The organism is Oribacterium sp. oral taxon 102, from assembly GCF_013394775.1.
Taxonomy (GTDB): Bacteria; Bacillota; Clostridia; order Lachnospirales; family Lachnospiraceae; genus Oribacterium.
The window spans coordinates 409500-433713 of record NZ_JABXYT010000001.1; the positions used below are offsets into that span (position 1 = coordinate 409500).

The 24214-nt window shown below is 45.8% G+C and carries 24 protein-coding genes; all 24 read right to left on the bottom strand.

What is annotated here, in order from left to right; translation table 11 throughout:
* Positions 1 to 22: 22 nt before the first annotated feature.
* Positions 23 to 247 carry a PF20097 family protein gene (locus tag HW273_RS01815; protein ID WP_179010171.1) on the bottom strand — a complete coding sequence of 75 codons (225 nt, stop codon included), beginning with the start codon at positions 245 to 247 and terminating at the stop codon, positions 23 to 25.
* Between the two features lie 67 nt (positions 248 to 314).
* Complete coding sequence (locus tag HW273_RS01820; RefSeq protein WP_179010173.1) at positions 315 to 1061, bottom strand: phospholipase D-like domain-containing protein; 747 nt, start codon at positions 1059 to 1061, stop codon at positions 315 to 317.
* A gap of 140 nt (positions 1062 to 1201) precedes the next feature.
* Positions 1202 to 1651, bottom strand: a complete 450-nt coding sequence (locus HW273_RS01825; RefSeq protein ID WP_179010175.1) for an 8-oxo-dGTP diphosphatase — start codon at positions 1649 to 1651, stop codon at positions 1202 to 1204.
* Positions 1648 to 2055 carry a GNAT family N-acetyltransferase gene (locus HW273_RS01830; protein ID WP_179010178.1) on the bottom strand — a complete coding sequence of 136 codons (408 nt, stop codon included), beginning with the start codon at positions 2053 to 2055 and terminating at the stop codon, positions 1648 to 1650. The genes HW273_RS01825 and HW273_RS01830 overlap by 4 nt, the downstream gene beginning before the upstream one ends.
* 20 nt (positions 2056 to 2075) lie before the next feature.
* Positions 2076 to 2693: a class I SAM-dependent methyltransferase gene (locus HW273_RS01835; RefSeq protein ID WP_179010180.1), complete on the bottom strand. Its 618-nt coding sequence runs from the start codon at positions 2691 to 2693 to the stop codon at positions 2076 to 2078.
* A gap of 12 nt (positions 2694 to 2705) precedes the next feature.
* Positions 2706 to 3200, bottom strand: a complete 495-nt coding sequence (locus tag HW273_RS01840) for a GNAT family N-acetyltransferase (protein ID WP_179010182.1) — start codon at positions 3198 to 3200, stop codon at positions 2706 to 2708.
* Positions 3190 to 3726, bottom strand: a complete 537-nt coding sequence (locus HW273_RS01845; RefSeq protein WP_179010183.1) for an adenylate kinase — start codon at positions 3724 to 3726, stop codon at positions 3190 to 3192. Before HW273_RS01845 ends, HW273_RS01840 begins: the two co-directional genes overlap by 11 nt.
* A 51-nt stretch (positions 3727 to 3777) precedes the next feature.
* The gene (locus HW273_RS01850) at positions 3778 to 5274 is read right to left on the bottom strand and encodes a hypothetical protein (RefSeq protein ID WP_179010184.1); all 1497 of its coding nucleotides are present in this window, start codon (positions 5272 to 5274) and stop codon (positions 3778 to 3780) included.
* Positions 5275 to 5373: 99 nt separating this feature from the next.
* Positions 5374 to 6357 (bottom strand): helix-turn-helix transcriptional regulator, encoded by a 984-nt coding sequence (locus tag HW273_RS01855; protein ID WP_179010185.1) that lies wholly within the window; start codon positions 6355 to 6357, stop codon positions 5374 to 5376.
* A 62-nt stretch (positions 6358 to 6419) separates the two neighbouring features.
* Positions 6420 to 7256, bottom strand: a complete 837-nt coding sequence (locus tag HW273_RS01860) for a hypothetical protein (RefSeq protein ID WP_179010186.1) — start codon at positions 7254 to 7256, stop codon at positions 6420 to 6422.
* Between the two features lie 125 nt (positions 7257 to 7381).
* Positions 7382 to 8434, bottom strand: coding sequence for a 5-methylcytosine-specific restriction endonuclease system specificity protein McrC (gene mcrC / locus HW273_RS01865; RefSeq protein WP_179010187.1), 1053 nt, complete (start codon positions 8432 to 8434; stop codon positions 7382 to 7384).
* Complete coding sequence (locus HW273_RS01870) at positions 8431 to 10605, bottom strand: AAA family ATPase (protein WP_179010188.1); 2175 nt, start codon at positions 10603 to 10605, stop codon at positions 8431 to 8433. Before HW273_RS01870 ends, mcrC begins: the two co-directional genes overlap by 4 nt.
* Before the next feature lie 10 nt (positions 10606 to 10615).
* Positions 10616 to 12223: an N-6 DNA methylase gene (locus tag HW273_RS11645; RefSeq protein ID WP_207718920.1), complete on the bottom strand. Its 1608-nt coding sequence runs from the start codon at positions 12221 to 12223 to the stop codon at positions 10616 to 10618.
* Positions 12199 to 12732 carry a type I restriction-modification system subunit M N-terminal domain-containing protein gene (locus HW273_RS11650; protein ID WP_207718921.1) on the bottom strand — a complete coding sequence of 178 codons (534 nt, stop codon included), beginning with the start codon at positions 12730 to 12732 and terminating at the stop codon, positions 12199 to 12201. The genes HW273_RS11645 and HW273_RS11650 overlap by 25 nt, the downstream gene beginning before the upstream one ends.
* A gap of 1 nt (position 12733) precedes the next feature.
* Positions 12734 to 15514 carry a type I restriction endonuclease subunit R gene (locus tag HW273_RS01885; RefSeq protein WP_243206716.1) on the bottom strand — a complete coding sequence of 927 codons (2781 nt, stop codon included), beginning with the start codon at positions 15512 to 15514 and terminating at the stop codon, positions 12734 to 12736.
* A gap of 11 nt (positions 15515 to 15525) precedes the next feature.
* A complete protein-coding gene (locus HW273_RS01890; RefSeq protein WP_179010189.1) occupies positions 15526 to 15732 on the bottom strand; it encodes a helix-turn-helix domain-containing protein in 207 nt (68 codons plus the stop codon).
* A gap of 394 nt (positions 15733 to 16126) precedes the next feature.
* Positions 16127 to 17518: a relaxase/mobilization nuclease domain-containing protein gene (locus tag HW273_RS01895; protein ID WP_179010190.1), complete on the bottom strand. Its 1392-nt coding sequence runs from the start codon at positions 17516 to 17518 to the stop codon at positions 16127 to 16129.
* A 72-nt stretch (positions 17519 to 17590) separates the two neighbouring features.
* Positions 17591 to 17923 carry a plasmid mobilization protein gene (locus HW273_RS01900; protein WP_179010191.1) on the bottom strand — a complete coding sequence of 111 codons (333 nt, stop codon included), beginning with the start codon at positions 17921 to 17923 and terminating at the stop codon, positions 17591 to 17593.
* Complete coding sequence (locus HW273_RS01905; protein WP_330603878.1) at positions 17920 to 18453, bottom strand: DUF4316 domain-containing protein; 534 nt, start codon at positions 18451 to 18453, stop codon at positions 17920 to 17922. Before HW273_RS01905 ends, HW273_RS01900 begins: the two co-directional genes overlap by 4 nt.
* Positions 18446 to 18679 carry a transposon-transfer assisting family protein gene (locus HW273_RS01910; RefSeq protein ID WP_179010193.1) on the bottom strand — a complete coding sequence of 78 codons (234 nt, stop codon included), beginning with the start codon at positions 18677 to 18679 and terminating at the stop codon, positions 18446 to 18448. The genes HW273_RS01905 and HW273_RS01910 overlap by 8 nt, the downstream gene beginning before the upstream one ends.
* The gene (locus tag HW273_RS01915; protein WP_179010194.1) at positions 18676 to 20028 is read right to left on the bottom strand and encodes an ArdC-like ssDNA-binding domain-containing protein; all 1353 of its coding nucleotides are present in this window, start codon (positions 20026 to 20028) and stop codon (positions 18676 to 18678) included. The genes HW273_RS01910 and HW273_RS01915 overlap by 4 nt, the downstream gene beginning before the upstream one ends.
* A complete protein-coding gene (locus HW273_RS01920) occupies positions 20009 to 20581 on the bottom strand; it encodes an LPD16 domain-containing protein (protein WP_179010195.1) in 573 nt (190 codons plus the stop codon). Before HW273_RS01920 ends, HW273_RS01915 begins: the two co-directional genes overlap by 20 nt.
* Positions 20581 to 22671, bottom strand: a complete 2091-nt coding sequence (locus tag HW273_RS01925) for a DNA topoisomerase 3 (RefSeq protein WP_179010196.1) — start codon at positions 22669 to 22671, stop codon at positions 20581 to 20583. Before HW273_RS01925 ends, HW273_RS01920 begins: the two co-directional genes overlap by 1 nt.
* 306 nt (positions 22672 to 22977) lie before the next feature.
* Positions 22978 to 24210, bottom strand: a complete 1233-nt coding sequence (locus HW273_RS01930; protein WP_179010197.1) for a hypothetical protein — start codon at positions 24208 to 24210, stop codon at positions 22978 to 22980.
* Between the last annotated feature and the right edge of the window lie 4 nt (positions 24211 to 24214).

The window sequence follows — 24214 nt, forward strand, 5'->3', positions numbered from 1 at the left end:
TTATAGCTCCGCAAAAGAGTATTTACTGCTGTGCAGTTTCATAATCAACGATCACTTTTTTACAATCCGGGCAATGATAAGCAGAACAAGTAGGTCTTGTCCAATTATGAGAACTCAATATGATTTCTTCACTACCTGCTATGTCAGGGGTAAACCAGTTCTTATGTGCTTTGGTTGTGAAGAAAATCTGACGGGCACTCTGAACTACACCACTTGTCATTTCGTTACCACAATAAGGGCATTTCATACAACCACTCTCCTTCGCCAGCTATCGATTTATCGCTCAGTCACGGATGCTCCAAAGATAGAAAGCATCACCCATAAACTCTCGTCTTCAGTTTGATAAACTCATCAGCAAACGTTCTCGCTGTCGTTGAGTTCTTGTCGATGCTTATCGTCTCGCGATTATAGTTTGCAGCATTGGTCCAGTTAAAAGTTCCGTGAACGACAGTTGCCAGATCAATTATGCAGAATTTGTCGTGCATGATGTTCGGATATAATGACTGGATGTTGACGCGGTATGTTTCAAATTCATTTTCTAACCTGAAAGGAGCGTTGGTATTTCTATCATTATCGTCAAGAACTATCTGGACATTGACCCCATGCTTCTTTCTCTCCACCAATGCATCATAAAGGATCTTGTTTGTAAACCACGCCATAGCTATCCATATCGTATATTTGGATTTCCGAATCTCCTCGAGTATCTGATTCTGAATATCATCAAAGTGGATCTCCTGGCTCGTGAATTCGGATCCGGAAACACGTCCCGGCTTAAACTCAACGCCAAAAAGCTCATAGCTGTATTCGTCATTCACCGGATATATCTTTTCTATCAGTTTGGCAATGTAATCTTTAAACTGTAGTGCCTCTGATAGATCGCTGGGCTCAAACGTCAGGTAAATGTATTCCTTATAATGATTCCATTTTCTATAAGTAAACTTCTCTGTCTTATCGCACGATAAAGATGATCGCTCCAGCAGATCTATTATTCTCGTCTTCTGTGGGTGATGATCTCTTTTAATCATTTCAAGAAGGAGTGAATGGAATTCTTTTTCCGTCATAATACCCTCACTTATATCTCTCCAAAAGAGGAAAGTCTTTATTGCCATTTTTGAAAGGAACAATTTTATTTAATGCAGGTATAAGAATCGCATTAAGCGCAACAACGCCAAGAATATAAATCGGTATCACAAATTGCGATTTATCTAATTGAAACCTTCCACTCATCCCCTGAGACTAGATACTGAAACTCTGTCAGCTCAGGAGAATTAATTACTCTCAGAAGTTCATCAAAATCGTCAACTGTTCTGATCGAAGGAATGCTGTCGTATTCGATCCATTCCATTTGCCCTTCATCAGAAGAGATTAGATCGCCGAACCACCGCGTTGCCTTAAACAGTAGGACAACATATCGCCCGTTTTCTATTGGAAACTGTTTTACTCCTGCTAATCTTGGCTCTATGACTGTAAGTCCGGTCTCTTCCTTCATTTCCCGGATCACTGCATCAACGAAGGATTCTCCGGGCTCTACATGACCGCCCGGTAAAGCATATCCCTGCCAATCCTTCTTTACTCTGTTTTGAAGCAATATCCTATTGCCATCCTCAATAAGGCACAATACTGTCAGTTCAACAGTCTCTGTCTTTCTCATACAGTTATCCTCATAAAACCACAGCAGCCTATCTCTGAAAATTCAGAGAAGCCTAAGGACTTATAGAAAGCCACTGTTTTGGGTGTATTGTCAGTTGCCAGCTCTATTTGACGCACATTGGGATATCTGTCAAGCACAGCTTTCAGCAGAGCAGTACCAACACCTTGGCGCTGTTTCTCAGGGAACACCAAAATATCCTGAATAAAAACAATGGTAAATCCATCGCCGATAGTTCTGATGATTCCAAGCAGTTCATTGTTTTCATACGCTGCCAGAACCAGCATTGAGTTTTTGTAGCCTTGTTCCAAAACAGGCATATCTTCCGTATACGCAGTCCAGCCCACTTCAGAATACAGACGCCTGATCTCATCTATGTTGAAATCTATATACTCTCTGATTTTCATTCAGTCTCACCATCTTAGATTTATATAACTAACGCAATAATACCGGCGCAATAAGAGATTTTCGAAAAAGTGAGTTGTGGTAAATCCTTCTTCAGCTCATCCACGACGAAGTAAATTTCATCGTCATCCCATTCGTCACCAACATCCATCCGGCATTGTTCCAACTGGCTCCTGGTTTCAAAAGCAACATCACCAATCAGAATCTGTCCACCGGGATTCAGATGATCACGCAGCACCCTCAGGAAGGAAACTTTCTGTTCGTCGGTCAGATAGTGAAGAGAGTAGGTCGCAACGATGAAATCATAGTTCTGCGTCTGAAGCGGCTCCACCAATCCCTGCGTGAAATCACCTTGGTATAGATGAGCACCCGGCATCTTTTCGGAAGCCAGCTCAATCATCCTGGCCGAGAAATCCTGGCCGTAGATCGTGCAGCCGTTTTCGTGCAATTTTGTTGTGAGCGTTCCGGTGCCAAAGCCGATGTCCAGGACAACGGCGTTCGCTTTCTCCATAATGGTTTTATAGATGGTTCCCAGCACATCTTTGTATCCGGCAAAGGGGTAGGTGTTTTCTTCATCAGATACGCCTACAGTTTTATCATATCCATCTGCCCATAAGTCGAAACCTTTATTGTCAAGCATAAAGCCTCCAAATTAACTTTCACACTTTAAGATCATCCTGATTTCCGTGGCTCCGATATTTGAACTGACCAGTTCCTCTCCGGTTGAGACGAAGCCGCACTTCTCATAGAAGCGGATGGCTCTTTTATTCTTTTTCAGTACCCAAAGACAGACCTGCGGGTAGTTCGTAAGCTGCTGAAGCCCTGCTTTCATCAACTTTTGTGCCACACCTTTTCCGTAATACTCTGCAAGCACATACAGGGCAAAGATTTCTCCGGTGTTAGGGGCTTCATCACCACGATCACCATATCCGACAAAACCGATGACGCGGCCATTATCTTTTGCCACGATGAGATTATCCGGCCAGTTGTAGGCTATCTTTTCGCACTTTTCAAGCGTCAGGGCATCGAGATATTCCTGATCCACAAGACCGGGGTAAGCATCGTGCCAAGACTTCCAATGGACATAGGCTTTGCCTCTGATCTCATCGTCTGATTCCATCTTTTTTATTTCGAGATTATTGATCATCCTTCTTCTCCAACACAGCTCTTATTGCCTTTTCATAGTCCGTATTGATCAACACGATATTCTCCCCAGCTTGCTGAAAGCCCTCTATGTATTTCCAATTTTCTGCTTTCATGCTGTCGATCGTGCAGTACGAATCCTCCAGGCGGGATTCTATATCGGACGCATGATCTTTGATCTCCTCAAAGTGAGCGTCGATATAGGAATCTGTCATGGCAAGGCAGATAAATTGAATCGATGATAGATAGTCCTCGTCAAAATCCTTCCGCCAGTCAAAAGGCACATAACAACCTTCAACGATCAGATGCTGTTGGTTCTCAATTGCCGTCTTCATCATTTCCCGCACAATGGGCCAGAGATATTCTGTGAGAGCATCATCATCTTCGGTGGTCAGCTTTGTGTTTCCACTCCGAATCAGCCCCATTTTCAGATGGTCAATGGAGAGATATGGGTAGTGACAGGTTTCAAGAAGCCGCTGCGATAAAAGCGTTTTCCCTGTATGGGAAGCACCGGTAATTAATATGATCATGTTTTATCCTTTGCCAAAGATGATCTTTTTTTGTAGTCGGCAATGTCGTTCTCATTCAATCGCTATTTTCCCTTGAGTTACCTCGGGTGAATTTTTCGATGTAATTGTATAGTCAATACTGCTAAAGGCATCTTGTATAAAAATAACCGATGGAAATGCAATCGTCGTATTATGCTTAATATACTCTACCTTCAGTTTTACGATGCACAGATCTCCTTCTTCGAATACTGAATAACAAAATACGTCTTCAAGCTCATTTATGTAGTCATCGCTATAATCCGGTGTATAACCCGGAAATGTTGTGCTCGAACGCATATGTGGTGTAAAATGCCTGTTTATAATAGATGCGCTGTAGTCAAGATACTCTGATGTGCTCCCAATCCCAAACATCTCTTCCATATCACATTCATTTAACAAGTACCCCATCTCGTCATTGTCAAATACTGGGAAGTCTTTAAGTGTTATTAAGCAGTTACGTGGGAACAAAAGAGTTATTTCAACATCCTCGTCAATAGCGGTCCCATAGTTTTGAAGAGCAAGTTTTATACATTTCTTACCTGAAAAAGCAGTTTCAATCGGTGCCCAACTTAGACACTTTGATATAGTCTCAGTTAATTCCTCTATTTTTTTGTATTTCAGTTTTTCTTGAGAAGTCCCTTCCAGGGGACCTCCTCCGAAAATACCAGAGGGAATAGTACTTTGCGATAGGTTACCAAGATTAAAAAAGTTCTCAGAGAGATCGATCTTCAACGTATCAGCAATGGCCTGAATCAATTTGCGATCATTTTCGCTTATAGTTACAGACTTACTTAATGAAAAGGAAAGTGTCGATATACCTTTCATTTGTTCATTTTGTTTTACAAGTTTCATCGCGGAAATGTCTTGGATCAAACTATTGATTTTGTCTATATACTGATCCTTTGTTATTTCTACGTCGGGAAGAAAATCCATTACGTGTGCAGCGTCATCTATCCGTCGCAGGGCGTTAATCCCAACAAGTTTTAGTTCAGCATTACGTTCCTTTTTTACCTCTGCTACTCGCTTTTCACTTAAAAAATATTGGGATAAGTGTGCAAAGAAAAGAGTTTTAAAGTCTTCCCTTGATGTATAGGTAAAATACAAGCCCCTATCTTTATATCGTTCCTTAAACGCTTGTACTTTTTTATACTCATCAGAGTTTAATTGCGAAGGGGAGAGGGGCTTATCCGAAAAGTACATAAAAACCTGCTTCTCTGAAGAGAGCATTATTTCGACTTCTTCCTCTGTCCCAGACCCATATTCATCCGTTGGCGTTCCAAATCTTGTCCACATGATGGCGACTGCTGTATCGCAATCATTAACAAATTGCTTATTTAAAAGTTCTTGTGGTTTCCCGCCTGACTGTGCAAATGAATTCTTCCTCCAATGCTTTGTGACAATCTCGATTCCTAATGCGTCTGAATACAGAGTATTAAACTGCTTAACACACTCTTCAACGCTGGTGATTTCCTCTTTTATATCTCCAGGACAAGAAATAAGAAGACTATACTGTGTTACGGATTTAGGCATAACAATTTCCTTTCGTCTCTCTATAATCCTCGCGTTTTGACTAATATGTTCCGGCAAAGTTGATTGTCGATAATAAGCTGTCTTGATCCATACTGCCTATCATCCACGCAAAGATTCCGCTACTTTCTGCACCAGCTGCTTATACTCCTCTTTGACCTTGGCCGGGCCGTTAATCACGACATCGCCGCCGAAGCCAAACACCCAGGAGTAGAATACGCTGCTGGGCACGACATCCACCTCCGCGCGGAAATTCTCCATGTCATAGCAGTAGGTGGTGACATCCTTGCCGAACTTGTCCAGGATCGCGTCCATGACATCATTTTTGCAGATGAGATCCACGGTCGTGAACTTCGTCCCGTACATCCGGAAGCTGGTCTGCAGGTATTTGTCGAAATCAAAGTCTGCCGGGAAGGGAAGCGCATCGGCCTCCAGGATATCTGGACGCCTCATGATCCGGTCCACGCGGAAGGTGCCGACCCTCTTGCCGTTGTCGAACACGCCAACCATGTAATAGAAATCGCCATTCCATACGAGCTTATGAGGGCTGAAGATCCACGGTTTCCCATCGTTGCGCAGCTTGGGCTCCTTCCGGACATCGTACTTGAAGTAAAGGAAGGAGATTTTCTTTCCGGCATTGATAGCCTCGTTGATGCCATCAATGATCAGGTAAATGCTCTCATTATCGTATTTTATACGATCCTCCGCAGCGATGTTCCGCTTCAGGTTCTCAGCCTGGTTCCGGCCAGCCATCTTTGAAAGCTTGGCCACAAGCTCCTCGCTTTTCTTTTTGGTAATGAACTTGGAGGATTCCACAGCATCGATTAGCAGCTTTATCTCTGCGGTGTCGTACTCGCGGCTGATCAGGTTGTAGCGCTTCTGGGAGGACATCACCTCCTGAATCTCCATGCCAAAAGAGCGCAGTGCAGCGATATCGGCAGGGATCGTCTGCCGGTGGACCTTGAAGTCATATTCCTTTTCGAGAATCTCCATCAACTCAGCAGTGGTCAGATAATGGTCCTCGTCAGTGCGTTCATATAGTATTTGAGCCAGATATAACGGGCGAAGTTTGGGATCTTTGTCCATATTGGGTACTCCTCGACCAAGATTAAAGCCTTTTAGTCACACAACATAACTGCAAAAAGCTCTTAGTTACTTTGATCGTTCTTCTTCATATATTCAAGGATTGTTTTTAACTTTTCTGGATCGTCTGGCGGTGCTTGAATAATCCCATATTCATCAAAGCACCCCAGAGCCTGTAGTTCCTTTAATTCAACAAACTCATGCGCATTTACACTGCACCACATATTTAATCCGAATAATGTATTAATACGGATACATGCATCTTGCCTGGTCTGAATTCCCTCCTCGAAACAAACACCATCTTCCATCACAACAGCATAGTCTTTGATTTTATCCTGAGGGATTTTCTTTAGGTCTTCTATATCATTCAAGATCTCTTTGATAATAACTTGATCATGGTTTGTATTCTCTATTGTCCCACGAAGAGGATACTTACGTTTATAAATCTCGTCTTCCTCATCCTTAGTAAGATGATGAATCAATCTAAATAACTCCCTATCATGTGAGACAAAATCAAGGGACAGTACTTCTGGCAAAATATCTTTACAAACAGCTTTAATATGCGAGATTTGCTGTTTCATTAGATCAATCATCTCTGATAACGAGTTAAACTCTACAGCTTCATAATTACCATCTTTATGAGCAACGTTTTTATCCCGTTCATAATATACAGCATTTACAATATTGTCTTCATCACACAGTGTTCTCTTGGCTATGTGCTTACTTGAAATATAGTCATCGAGTACAATTGCACAATTGATATAAAACTTATCACGTGCTTGATTAATTCTGTCTCTTAAATTAATGTATTGTAGTTTTTCTGCATTATCAGAGATATAAATAATGCTGTCCACACATTTTTTAGCATCTATCAGATATCTTGCTAATACCCAGGCATCCAACTTGAATCCACCTACCGTTCACTGCTTCCTGTACACTCATTTTCTGAGGTTTCGAAACTATTACCACTCGTTTCCATTAGTTAATTACGTCCCTTCCAAACAGATAGACTACCATTTGTGATGGGCTATGCCGCTCTCACCAACAGATATTTCTCCGCTATCTCATCCAGCTGCTTTTTTATAGATTGGAAATCACCGCTTAGGTCCAGCGTTCTGACACATATACGGTTTCCCATCATCTGATACTCATTATTGAACTTACCTTCTTCTTCGGTCTGAGCGTACAGGAGCATGCCTGCAACCTTCTCATGCGGCACTTCAGCAAGCTCATTCTCTTTTGTCTTAACATAGGTGAAAATCTGGTACAAGTTGCCCGTAGGTATCGATACCTTACCAAACTGTTCCCGCAGGTTCCGTTCATAGTATTTGGCATCAATGATGAGCGTCCGATCTCCGCAGGTCAGTGTGATGTCTGTTTTCATCTTTGGAAGAAGATCATGGAAGCCGTCATCAACCTGCCAGTCCATCATGGAAGCTGAAGCCTTAACCTTCAGGTGCTTATACTCCGTATTGTAGTATTCCAGAATGAACTTCTCATACAGGTGATGCATTTGCTGATCGTCCAGGAAGTCCATCAGCTTCGTGGATCCGTCCGACTTTGTCTGCAACAATCCCTTGATTACAAGATGGCAAACAGAAACCAGCATTCTGTAACTCTGATTGTTACGATTGAACCGCATTGACCAGTTAATCGTATGAACATCCAGCGTCTCGACTTCTCCGAAGAAGACCAGCTGCTTCTTGATCTCCTTCTTCCTTGCCAGAGATATCTTTGATTTCAGCAGCAGCTCCATCGTAGTCTTGATGATCCTGTTCATATATGAATTGACGGAGAAATCATCATAAGTGCAAACCAGCTGTCCCTTGACCTTGCTTAGATCTTTGATAGAAGCTGTCACATCTATTTTTCCACGTGGCGAAGAAAGCGCCTCTGTCTCGGAAATATATTCTTTTCCAAGACCGCGCTTAAGCTGAAGCGAAACCCCTTTTGTCAGAATGGACGCGCATAGTTCCGCCACATTATGAAATTCTTCAGTCTCTATGCTTTTGTATCCCTGCTCATTAAGCACCCTAAAGGCGTATGAGAGCATATAATACACATTCTGAATTGGGATCACTTAATCGCACTCCTTAAATCCTCGATCCATGTCTTAGCCTTTGCCGGTTCGTCAAACCAGTATTCCTTAAGCAATGGAGCAAGTTCAAATTCCACAATTCCTGATAAAGTCTGATCGGATGTTTCCTTCAGTTCGCAGAAATAGCTGTGACCTATACAGAAGCCTTCTCCAAGAGAATCATCAGAGGCAATATCTGCATTAAGAGCTTCCACACGATCAATCAACTTATTAAACTTTTCGCTCTGAAGAGCTTCCTGATACTGTCTAAAGCCTTTGGTGTTGAACCCTGGCTCCATATCGAAAAATGCAAACCTTCTACGAAGAGCATAGTCCATCATTGCAAGGCTTCTGTCGGCGGTATTCATCATCCCGATGATATAAACATTCTTGGGAACAGAAAACTTCTCATCTGCATATAGGAGTTTCAGTTCAATACCTCTCTTATCCGATTCGATCAGCATGAACAGCTCACCGAAAATCTTGCTGAGATTCCCACGGTTGATCTCGTCTATGATAAAGAAATACGGAGTATCCTCACTGTCTACTTCAGCAGACTTACAGAAATCATAAAATGCGCCGTGTTTCAGCTCAAATCCACCTTCCTGTGTCGGACGGAAGCCCATGATAAAATCTTCATAGGAATAACTCTGGTGGAATTGCACCATCATCACACGGGATGGATCCTTCACGCCCATGATGGAATAGGCAAGTCGTTTTGCAGCAAATGTCTTTCCGACGCCCGGAGCCCCCTGGAGTATCACATTCTTTTTCTTTTCTACCAAGGCGACCAACGTATCATATTTAGTCTTATCCATATAGACTTCTTCAAGGAACATGTCTGCATCATAAGGCTTCAGATCAATTTCTACAGGTTCCTCAATGTCGTCTTCGATCTCACTCTCAAACAGAGAATTTAATTTTTCCACATAGTCGGTATATGCTGTAATATCAGTAAGCGTCTTCATCACGGCCTGTCCTGGATGCTGCCACTCACCTTTATGTGTCCATTTCACCTGACGAATGTTTTTATAATGATCACGCTGAGGATCAAATTCATAATCGGACCCAACCACGCCGCGACCAATTACCTGATGCATCCCCTTCTTTGCGAAGATAATATCGCCGGGCTTCATTTCATTTACAAACTGCCATGTTGCATGAGCATCGTTCTTGAAAGATCTGGACGGATCGATCTTCTCCTGCATTGCCTGCCTCATCTCACTCTTGGTATTGTAAGCAGATAGATCACCGATATCGTCCCAGCCAATTCCCATTATCCCTGCAGAATAGAACTCATCCCAATACATAGCACCGTCACCAGGTGCATAAATCCAATAATGTACTGTTTCAACGCCCTCATCAGCGATTGCTGCGCCTTTGTTTTCTCTTTGTGCTTCCACCTTTTTGGCAGCAGCCTGTTCCTGATTGACCTGTTCTGAATACTTCCATGCCTCAAAGCTCAGTTCCTTAAAGTCTTTCAGCTGACTGGCATCACTTTGGAGATACGCACGCAGTTTTTCAACAATATCAAAATATTTATCAGAGGGAATCTTGGCCTCAATTTCCGGAAGCGTCTTAACAAGTTCTTCCGGAATTTTTCCGGATTCATAGATATACCATGTATTCCGCTGATCCAGATTCAAAAGAGCATTCGGAGCAATCCAGTATAATCCCATAGTAATCTTACTGTTTCCATTGCCCTTCTTGTTTATACACAAGTCAAAATACTTTGATACTTTAGCAATCGTATCGGGTAAAGGATCCTTTGCATACGCCAATGCTGTATCAAACAGCTCCCAAAGATCCTGAATATCATTATCCCCTCGATCCGGAATAAAATAATAGAAGGTCACATTCTGAGGATTCAGCACAGGAATACTATCAAAAGCTGTCGGCACCGGAGCCTTCACATCAAAAAGCTCCGCTATCGCCTTTAGAATAGAAAGACGATTCGCATCCGTCAGTTTCTTATTAAACAATCCAAAGAACGTGAACGGATCGATATCTACAATCTGGTTATCTTTCTCCAGCGTAGGAAGATTGATACCAGTGATCTCGTAAATCTTACGCACCTTCTCGATAAGTTCTTCTCTGTTATCCTTATACTGTAATAATTTGCCGGATAGTTCTTTGTAAAAATCCACCCAGTCAAATTGATTTTGCTCACTCATTGCAATCCTCCTAACAGAATCTCATATACTCATCGATAATGTCTGCAATCTTTCTTTGTTCTATAGCAGGAGGAAGAGGAACAACCAGTGCATGTAACCTTTTAGACGAGAATCCCTGAAGTCCTATTCCTCTTCCATCAATCATCCCGATTTGCTTATATAACCACAGAACATAATAGTAGTATTTTGCATTTATTTCTGGTAAGTATCCACGAAGCTTATGAATATGATTCTGTATTCTCATTTCATAATCAAATGGCCAAATTGCCGATCTACCAATATCTCCACCTTCGCATACTAATAAGTCGCCTTTGGAAATAGTACATTTCTCTATTTCTTCATCCGAAAAAAACATCTTCTTCAGATTATCCAACTCAAAACGATCCCAATACAGATTTGATGTTGTAATATATTCAAGCAAAGTTCCTTTATTGTCTGATGCATTTAATGCCTTGCCAGTATTGTGCTTAAAAACATCGCCAAGATAAACCCATCTCCATGAAGATGGTATTTCAAACGGGGTATCTGCTTTATCTATTACAGGCATAGCCTTTTCTTTTTTTATGACCCCCGCCTTAATTAAAGCATTCTTCTCTTGTACTAAACTCTTGTATAAACTATCCGCATCGCTATCTTCTGATATTTGATTAATCAACCTGCCGCTTACTGCCGCTTCGATGATTTTGGTTTTTAAGGCGAGAATACTTGTTCCTAATCCATCTATTGATTCAAAAATTGATAGCGTGCCTTCTTGTTTTTCTATATCTTCAACGATGTTATGATTGGTATACATATCTTTAAGACAGCTAATAGATTTAGCTAACCCATTAGATATAGATTCAATTTCATCAATAACCTCATCAATTGGTCTATCGTCTTTTTCTTCTAAGTCAAGCCACTTAAAGTCGAGATCAGACATTTCCGCAATCTGTTTTTTAGTAAAACATCTCCATCTCCCATTTGGATTCTTCTCCGAGTATGTTTCATTTCTATCTTGCATATGTCCAGAGCAGTAGAGTTCTACAAATTCTTGTAGATGCGCTCTAGTCATTGGTTTTGTTGCCATCGTATGCTTAATGCCCGTCCGATAATCATAAACCCATATATCTTCTGTATGTTCGCCTTTGTCAAAGAATAGAACATTAGTCTTGATTCCATTGGCATAGAATATACCCGTTGGGAGACGCAAAATGGTATGAAGGTTATAATCATTCATAAGCTTTTCTCGAACTTTTGCAGTAGAACCTCCATCCGTAAGAACACTATCGGGTAAAACAACGCCTACTCGACCACCTGTCTTTACAATAGACATGATATGCTGAAGAAAGTTGACCTGATTATCTGAAGTCTTAATAAACTCCGGCCTATTTGCTGACACTTCGATACTTCCTTGAGGTCTTGTTCCAAATGGAGGATTTGTCATAACCACCTGATATAGATCATCCGTCGTCTCAATCAGAGAATCCTTATATGCAATTGGGCTCTTGTTCACGCCGATATCATGCAAATACAGATTCATGGATGCCAGCGTTACAACCAGAGATGTATTATCAGCTCCGTAAAGAGCATTATTTTTCAGGAACTTCTGCTTCTCTACATCTTTACTCTGTTTACGCATATGCTCATAATGGGATCAATAACATCCACAATCGCATTGATCAGCGCTCTTGGAGTGAAATACTGACCGGCGCCGCTCTTTTTATCCTGTCCATTCTTTTCAAGAATTCCTTCATAGATAGCGCCCTTAAAGTCGCCTTCCATCATGTACCAGTTTTCCTCTGATACCATATCTATAACTTTCTTCAGCATTACTGGGCGATCGATCTTATTTGTCGCCTTGGTGAAGATGGTTCCGATCAAGCCTTCATCTTTTGAAAGTTCTTCCAGGATTTCCTCATACTTATCCACCAAATCTGTGCCATTGAGTTTTATAAGATCAGCCCACTTGTATCCTTCCGGAATAGAACTTCCCAGTCCCAGTTCTTCTTTCTCATCATCCATCTTCAGGAATAGAATATATGTCAGCTGCGTGATATAGTCGGTAAAACCCACGCCTGCTGCCGCAAGGACATTTGCGATATTCCATACTTTATTCAGTAATGCACCTTCTGTTTTCTGGTTTGCCATATTATGCCACCTTCAATAAAAACCTTGATAATGCCTGCATCTCTTCCGCAAGCACTTTGCCTCCGAAACTCGTTACGCCTTTTCTCCAAAGATCTGTGTCGATCTCGTTCAGTTCTTTTACAGAGATTCCGCCATCATTAATTACGAACTCCGCAACCTGTTTCATAATCTCAACCTGATCTTCTGTCAGGACACGCTGCTGCTGCCCACAGTACAGAGCAAAACGCTTTGCATATCCATTAATCAGGCTTGTAAGCTTCTGGTTCTTCTTGTATGCATACCGAACAATCTGGATCAGGTTCGTAAGAGCATTCACATTCGTCTTCACATCCAGATCATCCACATTGCCTTCGGTATCCAGCACCTTGTAGTTCTTCCAGATCTGGTACACGCCATACTGCCTGCTCTCAGCCAGGAGTCTATCCCGCAGTTCACTCAGCATCTCATGTGTGATGATGGTGTCTTCGGAGTTGTAAATAATCCTGAGCGCTTCGATACTGTCCTTATTGTCATCAAGGTACTTCTCGAAATTCTCTATGAAGCTCTTCGCAGTTTCTTTGGAGAATCCGGCATAGATAACCTCATCCGGATCTTCCTCTGTGTTCAGGATATAGCCGCGCTGCATTTCAAGCAGTTTCTTCCTGGCTGCTATATTACTGATCAGATTTGATATCAATGCCATACGCGCACTGTTGTCATGCGATGGATCAATATACTGGCACTCGATTAACAAGCCCTGATCTGTAGCATTCTGGATGTTTCCTGCAATTTTTCTCGGAGCAAATCCGTAGGTCGTGATGAAGTAGTCCAGGTGTCTGCCAAATAGCGGATTATCCTCATACCGCCTGTTGATGGTAGAGCAGTAATCCCTTAACAGCCACAGGTTCTCATCGCTCACTTCATTGTGTGCCAGGTGCTCCATAAGGTGTTCCAGCGAAAGGATTTTCTTTCCCGGGCCCGGATTGATTATCGGATGCGGGATGATCTTTTCATGCTCTGTTACGCCTACACCATCAACAATGTAATAACATTCCTTCGTGTTGGCATTAGGAGTAACCTCACGGAGCTTATCATCGCTGATGATACGACAACCACGCCCCTTCATCTGTGTATAGAGCACGTCCGAACGGACATCCTTCATGAACAGAACCACTTCCAGCGGTCTAACATCGGTACCGGTCGCAACCAGCGTAACAGTAACAGCAACTCTGAAATCCTTTTCTGTTCTCAGATCCCTGATCAGACCGTTAGAATCTCCGGAAGAGTATGTGATCTTCTGCACAAAATGCTCCGGAACTTCTTCGTTATCAAACTCACTCTTGAAAACATCCTTCACGCCTTCCACGATCTCTGAAGCATGATTATCGTCTTTTGCAAAGATCAATGTCTTCGGTATGTACTCCCAGCTCTTTTCACGCTCAGGGTACAGTTCTTCATAAATTGCCTTCTTATATGCTGTCAGCACCTTCCTGATCTGATCTCTGTTTACTACAGACCGATCCAGCTGCATATTGTCATAATCTATTCGTTGCGGTGCATCATACGTTGTGGTCTCACCAGTCTTACGGACTGTCTCCGTAACCTTCGTGCCGGATCTGATAGCTCCACCGTGCTCCGTGATCTCCGTAGCAATGCGGTAAACACGTGACGGAACATTAACACCGTCTACAACAGATTCATCATAAGTGTATTCTTCAATGATGTTGTTATTGAAGAAAGCATATGCTTCTGGCGTAGGTGTCGCTGTAAGTCCCAGAACCTTTGCACCAGAGAAGTAATCCAGAACAGCTCTCCACTTGCCATAGATGGATCTGTGGCATTCATCTACAACGATGAACTGGAAGTGATCCGGAGGAAGCTTAAGATCATCACCAAGCGTGATGATTTCCTTCGATTCCTTCTCTTCATCCGTCATAGTCTTTTCGTCTTCGGCATCTTCACTGTCATCCGACAGAGCCTGACCTGTAAGCACAGCAAAAAGCTTCTGAATGGTGGAAATAACGATATCTGCCTTTATATCGTTTTCCTTCTTCAGACGCTTAATCTCATACAGAGAGCTCATTTCTACCTGACCTTCGGTACGGTCAAACTGGCTGAACTCAGCTTCTGTCTGCCTTGCAAGGTTATTTCTGTCTACAAGGAAGAGAATTCTCTTTGTAGGCGTATAGTTTAAAAGCCTGTAGCTTGCCAGACATGCCAGATAAGTTTTACCGGAACCGATAGCAAGGATGGCAAGGTTTTTCTTTTTGCCCTCCTTCATCGACTTTTCAAGTTCGATCTCAGCATTATACTGGCAATCACGAAGCCCCTTCTTTTCAAGACGTGGAAGAGCACCATACTCAGACACCTTATTGATGAGCGACAACATCTTCTTTGGAGAATGCATCTCTGAAAGTTCAACATAATCGCCATCAGGGTCCGTAAGCATGTTCTTGAAGTAGATCTTCTTTCCGTTTGCCATATACACAAGCGGAATCAGCCCCTGATACCACAGGCCATACCAATTCTGCGGGCTTCTGGCATAACCTTCAGCCTGCTTCTCAACCTCAGGTCCAAGTGGGTTGTCATCACGTTTTGCTTCAACTACGGCAATAGCCTTATCATCGACAAAAAGCAGGTAGTCACTCTCTGTGTTTCCCTGCATAAGGCCTTCTTTCACAGCTGATGTTGACTTGGGGATATACTCATTTCGAGACACGATGTCCCAGCCAGCATTAATAAGCTGCTTATCGATTTTTTCTCGCGCTCGTTCTTCAGGTTTCATTTCTCTGTTCTTCTCCATAAGACGAATAATTACTCTTCCTCGATGACTTCCATCAAGTCTCCAATATCGCAGTGAAACACCTTGCACAGTCGCAGCATTACCTCCATCTGTACCGGCTCGTCGTGGTTCAACTTGGACATCCAATAATTACTAATCTCTGCAGCTCTGGCGAGATCACCTTTCTTCATTTTATTTTGCCTTACGAGATTCCAGAGCTTATTGTAACTGACTGCCATTGACAACCCCCTGTTCTGATGAAACATAGTCGGTGTTGCTGTAATACCTGATTATATCGTCTAAATCCTGCAGATCCTTCAGGATACAATTCAACATTTTGGATTATACACAAAATCACGCACTTTTTCAAGATTGAATATGTGTCGCAGAGGCATGCTGACGGTTTCAAGCATCAACACAGGCCATTTTCTTCATTTCACTACTTGGCGAGCAGTGTTCCGATCCGGATCGATTTCAGTTTTCACTGAAATAGTCCTTCCGGAACTGCGCGTTGGTGCTGCCCCAAGCCCCGTCCAGATCATCACTTCGTGATGGCTGCGCGTTCGTGCCGAACGCTGAAATGCAAAAAGCCGGACAACCGCACCTTGAAAAAGATGCGATTGCCCGGTGAAGTCATCTGGCCCTTTCGGTCTTTTTGGTTTTCTCCTGTTCCTGCGGTTCGGCTTCACTAAAGGAAATGAGGTTCTGTCTTGAAATGAGCATTTCCTGTGCCTCATCTCGAACTTTTCGAAATTCGGTGTAGGCCTGTTTCTTCGAAGTTAAGATCTCGGCGTATTCGGCACTAAGCTCTTTTACCTTTGGGATACGGGCGATGCCCAGCTCATCGAAGGCTTTCTTGGCGGCTTTGTGCAGCGTAATTTCCTCACGATGCTCCTCGAAGAATTTCTTACTGTAACCAGCTTTGCGATAGGCCTCATATGTGGTTCTGGTTTTGGAATAATTGATGATATTCTTTTTCAGCGTGGCGATCTCTGCCAGACGTTTCTCGGATTCTGCAATCTGGGTCTGCAGCTCATCCCGCCTTTTTACTGTTTTATCGACAAGAGCATTGATCTCTTTCAGCGTTTCCGCGCCACGTTCGTGGAACAAAAGCATACTTTTTGAGATCTGCTTCAGATTATAAACCTTCGTCCAATGGGCATACCCGGCTCCTTTTTCCTGAAGCTTTTCCCGTACATTAAGAAGCAGATTGACAGATTGCTCACTACGCGCATATTTGCTTTTCGGCCTATGGTTACGGGTGCCGATGATGACCGCACGAAGATCTTCCTCCGAATATCCGTCCCCGAGAGAAGAGAGGCGGATAAAGCGCTTCTGGTCTTTTCCCCGGAGTGCGATGTTCTTTCCCTGCTTTATTTCATATCCTGCAGATTCCAGCATTTGCAGAAAATCGGCAAAGTCCTTCGGCTTCTTTGCGACAATCGTATCGATATCACGACAGATCATGTCGCGGAAACTCTCACGCTGCGGGTAAGTGGTCCGTCTGGGTCTGTCCGAATACGGAAGAGGCTTAATCACGGAGAGGCCGTTTTCCAGGCAGATCATATCGCTGACTTTCTGAAGTGCCCGGCCGGACAGCCAGAAGTTTTTGAATTTTCTGGTTCCGTCCATGCTTGTGGAATTGAAAATGATGTGGTTGTGAATATGAGCCCGGTCGGTGTGCGTGGCCACAATGAAGGAGTAGTTTCCCTTCGTGAAGCGCAGACCCAGCTCATAGCCGATCCGGTTAGCTTCCTCTGCCGTGATCTCGCCGGGTTTGAAGGATTGCCGGATCTGATACGCGATGATATCGTGCCGGGGTTGTTTGCCAGTGATGTGATAATACTGTCTCTTTTGAAGCATGAACTCTTCATCTGCAGTCATCGGATCACAGCCGTAGGCGGTAATAAGCTCGCCTTTCTCCGTTTTCTCCGGATTCTTTGCGTAATCCGTTCGCTCACTGAGGCTGTGGGCTATCGATTGTCCCTTCCTCTGGTGAAGAGCAATCAGTCGTGTTGCTGCCATTTGTGTTCCTCCTGAAAATGAAAAATGCCGGGGCCGTACCGGACAGAAATCCGATACGGTCCCCGGTGTCGTTTACTGAATGGATGAAAGTCTCGCTAGGATCTCTTTTGCCATTTCCCAGATTTCATCCTGCTTCGCCTGAATCTCAGCAATATCCGCGCCGTAAATGCTTCCTGTGGCATTTGCCTTTTTCGCAATCTGGTTTAGGTTGTTGCTGCAGCGTCTGAGAAGCGAAGTCATCTCGTGAATATCGGAAGTATCCAGCTTGACGATATAACCGTCCAGAGACATTTTGCGGATGAACGGTCCGAGAAAGCGGACGCCTGCTTCTTCCGAACGCTGGCAAAGCAGCTTGTACTCTTCCGGGGAGAAAAGGACTTCCAGACTTCTCGTTTTGGTCCTCATACACGCTCCCTTTCTTCCGGATGGCGAAGAATGTGAGGACGACGTTTTGCCTTTTCGAGCTGTTCAGCCCGTTCACGCTGAGCCTTCAGATCTTCCAGGACGGAATCTCTGACTGCTGTCTGCTCGGACTGTCTGGCTTGGGCTCTGAGTGCTTCTGCCGGATCCGGCTGCGGCATGTTGTTGATGATGCCGTCAAAGTTGTTGTCGTTCTGCTCCACCGCATCCTCCACAGCACGAAGCGCGGCTCTCTGCGGATCGCGTTCCGGAAAACGTTCCGGATGCAGGATGATCTCTACGCGATCAGATACCTGCGGGTCATCAAATACGACTCCGTTCAGCCACTCCTCGCACTCATGCCAGCCGCCCATTGTCAGAACATTGCCATATGCTCCGAAGAAACGGAGGTTGTCTTCAGTGCTTTCCGCAGTATCCAGCACATATCCGGCAGCCTCCATGGCAGCCACCAGCTGATCCTTCTCAGCCGGGTGATCATGCATCGGCTCGGTGTGAGCCTCATCCCATTTACTCACGATCTGCCTCCTCGTTCTCAGCATCACTGTCGTAGACAGTAAAATCGATGCTGGCGAATTCTGCGTCTGTCAGTTTGTTCAGCTTCCTGACGGTGCGACGGGTGAGCTCCTTCAGTTCAGCATCCTCGATCAACTTCAGATGCGCTGCCATTTTCAAAAGGGCAGCATTCCGGTTGGAATGATCAAATGAGCTGACCAGAGCAGCTTCTTCTACGGTAAAGATCATCGTGATTCCTCCTTCTTTTTGTGCGATTTCTGTGTGCTTTTTTGTGTGGATTTCTGTTTGGCCTTTTCAGCCTTCGTCTGCAGATCCTGCAGGACGGAATGCTTCTTCTCGGAAGAGGACTCTGACTGTTCCGGGGCGATCTTAGCTTTCTCCGCAGACGGGGCTGGTTTCAATTCGTAATCACCGGCTTCCTTTTCAGTCAGAGGCTTAGCGTATTCCAGCCAACCCCAGGCCTGCATCGTGCCACCCTCAACAAGCTGCCGATTATCATAGTTGTGGATCTCCACAGGAGCATTACCGGCAGGTTTCGGGAAAGTGTCGATATCGACCGGACGCTGGGTGGAATAATAACGGTACCTGCCGTTCTCCTGAAGACCGGGAGCAGGATTCGGCGAAATCTCCGGTTTCACGTCAATTCCTTTTTCCTGCTGAAGATACATGATGTGGTCATCGATGCTCGTGATCATCTCATCGGCAGCCTTGCGGATCCTGTCAAGGGAAGCCTTCAGCTCCGGTGTTTCCTTTCCGTGAGACCATCCGGCGATATAGGCAAAGCTGTAATCGCTTGTCTCGATGCCGTAATGCTGGGCGACGGTGTAAGCGACAGCCTCCGCCTCGACCTCCTTGGCGTTTCGGGTGAGCCTCGGTTCCTCCGGAGGCAGGTCCTTCGGATCAATGGCATGCAGCTTCTGGTGGGCCATCTCGTGAATCATTGTCTTGACCGTCTGGACCTGGCTCATACCTTCCTGCAGGGCGATCCGTTGATCAACCGTGTGGTAGTAGCCCTTGGCCCCGGAAGGGATATCCTCAAAGCCGACAGGAACCGGGCAGGCCCGTTTCAGGGCTTCGAAGAACATCTCGTAATTTGTGACATTACCGGAGAGCTCATCTACGCCGATGGTGGGTAGGGGCTTCCCGTCCGTCTGGCTGACATCAAAGACGTTCACGACCTTGAAGGCTGGGACCATGATCTCCTTTAAATCCTTTGCCGTGCTGCCGTCCGGATTCAGGACCGGCTGTTGCGTGACAGGATCAAGCCGGTCCACTTCCATCTGTTTCTTATAAGGCGTCGGAGCAAGGATCCGGATCCCGGTCTCGCCCTTCTGGACCTGCCTACCGAAGTTCTTCTGCCAGGCAGTGTACCCGGCAACCAGTGTGGCGTCGGGTTTCTGCATGGCAATCAGAATCGTGTTGTTCAGGGAATAATCGTGGAATTTGGAGAGCGTCTTCAGATAGTTCTTGAAAGCTTCACTCTCAAACAGCGCCTGGATACCGGCTTCCAGCTTATCTGTAATCTCCTTGACCTTATCGAACTGGGAAGGATAGGCCTTATCTTTCTTTTCCGACATGGCGCACCTCCTTTCCGATTTTCTGTCCCTGGGCGGAGTGGCTTTTCAGATCGTCCAGCTGTTTCAGAACAGAGCCGCTTACAAGCTCAGCCTGTTCCATAACGTGCTCAAAAGGAACAGCTCGTCGATTCCTGCGTCCAAACCCATGCATCTCCATGATCTGATCCCGTGCCTGATTTATGCTGAGATCAGGGTTATCGAGCTGGCCTCCATCCATCAGCTTGAACTGCTGACTGTAAATCGTATAATCGTACCCGGAATCCGTAGTCTGCAGTGCAAGGTACTCTCTGTGACCGAGCTGCCAGGCTGCCTGATCCAATTCGGTCTCCGGCTCAGGGCGAACCGAGCCATGCTGATGCTCAACCATTTCGGCAAATTCGCAGATGTGGAACACAGAGTCACCGACAAGCGTGTGATAGTCGTCGATATACTCGCATTTTGCGGAGAACTTCCGATCAGGGAACTGAACTTCCACTGTGCCGCCGTCCGGGATTCGAAAGAGCGTATCATAGCTGCTGTTAATGAAACGGATACTGTGTTCTTTCTCGTCCATCACTTACCGCCTCCTTTGCGTTTATCGAATTCCATGGAGAACTGCGGTCTGCCGTCCGCCTCCGTGGAAAGCACGATATCCGCGTTATGGGTCTTGCCGGTCTTCTGACTCTTGCAGCCCTTCAGTCTGGCGCGGCCATCCTTCAGAAGCTTCTCCACGATCTGGGAGGTCAGTCGTTTTCCGATCTTTGTGAAATAGGCATTGTCCTTCCAGAGAATGAACCGGCATTCGCTGTTGCTGCAGAACCAGCCCTTCTGTTTTTCCAGCACCTCGGACCCGCAGTGGGGACAGGTGCCGATCACTTTGTTTCTGCTCATAAGCGCATCTGCTCCTTTCGCTTTTTCATAGGTTGTCACAAGCCCGGCAATCATCCCGGAGATTCCATCCATGAAATCCGCAGCATCGTATTCGCCGTGCTCAATGCCTAGGAGCTTCTGCTCCCATTCGGCGGTCATGGAAGGCGACTGGATCTGCTCCGGCATGACGGTGATCAGGGCATTGCCCTTGTCCGTGGCGATCAAGTGTTTCGTTTTCTTATCGCCTTTACGCTCGATAAAGCCACGCTGCACCAGCTTTTCGATGGTGGCGGCACGGGTGGCCGGGGTCCCAAGGCCTTTGCTTTCCGCTTCCTCCGGCGTTTCATCGGCGCCGGCAGTCTCCATAGCTGAAAGAAGGGTGTCTTCAGTAAAGTGCTTGCTCGGGGAGGTCTTGCCCTCTTTCAGCGCTGAAGAATCGATTTGAAGCCGATTTCCCTGGCCCGGGATCTGTCGAATGGAATCCTCGTCCTTCTTCTTATCCGGATAAAAATGCTGCCAGATGGCTTTCCAGCCAAGCTGAAGGTCTGTCCTGCCTTTCCTGGTGAATTCTTCAGTTCCACAGCATGACTTTACAGTTGATTCCGCATACCGGTAATCTTCAGCAACTGCGCAGAGAAGCCTTGCGGAAATCAATTGCAGAACTGCCATTTCTCCAAGGGAAAGCTCACTGAAATCGCTTCCTGCCATCGTCTTTGTCGGGATAATGGCATGATGATCACTGACCTTGCTGCTGTTGAAAATGCTTGCAGGGCGGACCGGCTCACTGCGAAGCGCACTGCCGTTGTATTTGAATTTGCGTGCAACTGCATTGATCAGCTCCGGCAGCATCTCCCGCATATCATCGGTAAGATACCGGCTGTCGGTGCGGGGATAAGTGACCAACTTCTTTTCGTAAAGGCTCTGGGTGTGATCCAGTGTCTGCTGAGCCGTAAAGCCGAGGATGCGGTTGGCGTCTTTCTGCAGGCTCGTCAGGTCATACAGAAGAGGCGGCTTCTCCAGCTTTTCCTTCGTCTCAACAGCTTCAATCATGACTTCTCCGGCAGCCCGGCACTCCTGAAGGACTGCTTCGGCGTCGTTTTTTGTCGAAAAACGTCGGCTGGACACGTCTAGATCTCCGGCTTTCAGCTGGACAGTCCAAAAAGGCTCCGGCTTGAAGGCTGCGATCTGGGCGTCCCGCATGACAACCATGGCCAGCGTCGGCGTCATCACCCTGCCAACAGCCAGAGTCTGACCGTACAGGCATGAAAAAAGCCGGGTAGCGTTCATTCCGATGATCCAGTCGGCACGTTCCCGGCAAAGGGCTGCCTCATACAAGAGGTCATATTGTGTTCCCGGTTTTAGCTTCTCAAAGCCTTCCCGGATGGCTGAGTCCTCCATGCTGGAGATCCACAGCCGTTCAAAAGTTTTCTTACATCGGGCCTGGTTGTAGACCAGACGAAAGATCAGTTCGCCTTCACGCCCGGCATCAGTGGCACAGACAAGGCTCTCCACATCGGAGCGTTCCATCAGAGACTTCAGGATCTGATACTGCTTCCTGGTGGCCTGAGAGACCTCATACAGCCAACGCTCCGGCAGGATCGGCAGGTCTTCCAGCCGCCACTTGGCAAAGCGTTCATCATAGCGTTCCGGCGCGGAAAGCTCCACCAGATGGCCGACACACCAGCTGACCAGATATCCGCCGCCTTCCAGGTAACCGTCCCGGCGTTTGTCTGCACCGATCACCCTGGCCAGGGACTGGGCCACACTGGGCTTCTCGGCAATAACAAGTTTCATTCGTGCATCCTCCTTCTTCAAAAATGGGCATAAAAACAGCGCCAGGGACTTGTGATCCTTGGCGCTATGTAATGCGTCTCCTCGCCAGGAAAGAGAAGCCCCTTATGAGACTTCTCCCGCCTGGATTCTTTTGCGCTTTTTGGTTGTCATTTGGAAAGGCTCATCTGCATATTTCCAGAGTTCGTTCTGCGGAGTGCAGGCCTCCATGTTTTCGGCCTTTGCCCAGGATGGGATTTTGGGTTGGAGTTCGGTCATTCGAAGCATCATCTGCTCCATATGGTCCATAATAATCGCTTGTCGAAGCTCTTACATCTTATACTCGGCAGCGTTAATTATCTGGGTATCTTTCAGCTTGCCGAGGAAGGAGCCGAACATTCCGAGAGCCCCTCCATCCTCACCATCTTCATCATCCGAATCCTGCCCGGACACCTGAATCATGGCTACATCCTCAGCAATCATATTGACGGCCTCTTCCTGCTCCTTCGAGCAGATAACCATAGCGCAATCCACGATATGCAGTTTTTCCATGATGTCTTCAGCGCTCAGATCCTCGGAGAGAGTGACCTTGGCGCAGTCTTCGACCCGCACTCCCTTCGGATACTTCCCAAGTACGGCAGCACCGACCTTGACCATGGGACGATCTACGATAAGGCCCAGATCCGGATCAATGACCCGCAGCTCGTCATATACACTTTCGATTTCATCAAAAGCGTCTTCCAACTCCTTGTTTACGCTGACAGTACCATCTGCGAACAGGTATTCCAGAGAAGAGAGGGCTTCGGCATCTTTGATGGAAACGTCGCCTGTGACACAGAGCCTGGTTCCATACTTTTTGATGGTTTTCGGCTTCAGTTCCAGATCGTCATCGATGAGCTTTGTGCCGTCAGGGACCTTCACGATTTCGGCTTCTTCATCAAACAGAGAAACCAGCCTGCCGATCAGGCTTTCTGCGATCACGACCCTCTTTGCGGTAAACTTCAGGCCCTTTGAAAGCAGCTTCTCTGAGTCAATCCCGGTATCCAGGAAGAAGAGATTTCCGGAGCAGTAGTACAGAGTGTTCGCTGCTCTTGCGATAAACAGATCGTCGATCTCCGTATCAGCCTTCAGGATCGTTGCTCCGTCCGGATAATATTCGGTCTTTCCTCTTACCTGAATATTCGAAAACCGGCCCTCAAAGCTTTTCGGCATCAGGACCTTTCCGTTCACCATGATGCTGTAATAGCTTTTCACAGCTTCCTGGCTGCCGTCGGCAATAACCAGTTTGCCATTGACCATCAGGAAAACACCGGTTCCGTCCGCGTCCGGGCCGATCTCACCCTTACCGTTGATGCTCTGCACAGAAACATTCTCTCCATCCGGGATTTCCAGCACAGTCGCCGCATTCATGGTCACGGGATACTTGTTCAACAGTTCCTTGGAACGCTCATTGACAATCAGAATCGCGGCATTGATGGTGATATTTTCATACACGGCAAGGCTTTCTTCTGTTACGGCTCTCGCATCGCAGGTTGCGGCATTGATCATTTTGTTCTTCTTCATGAGA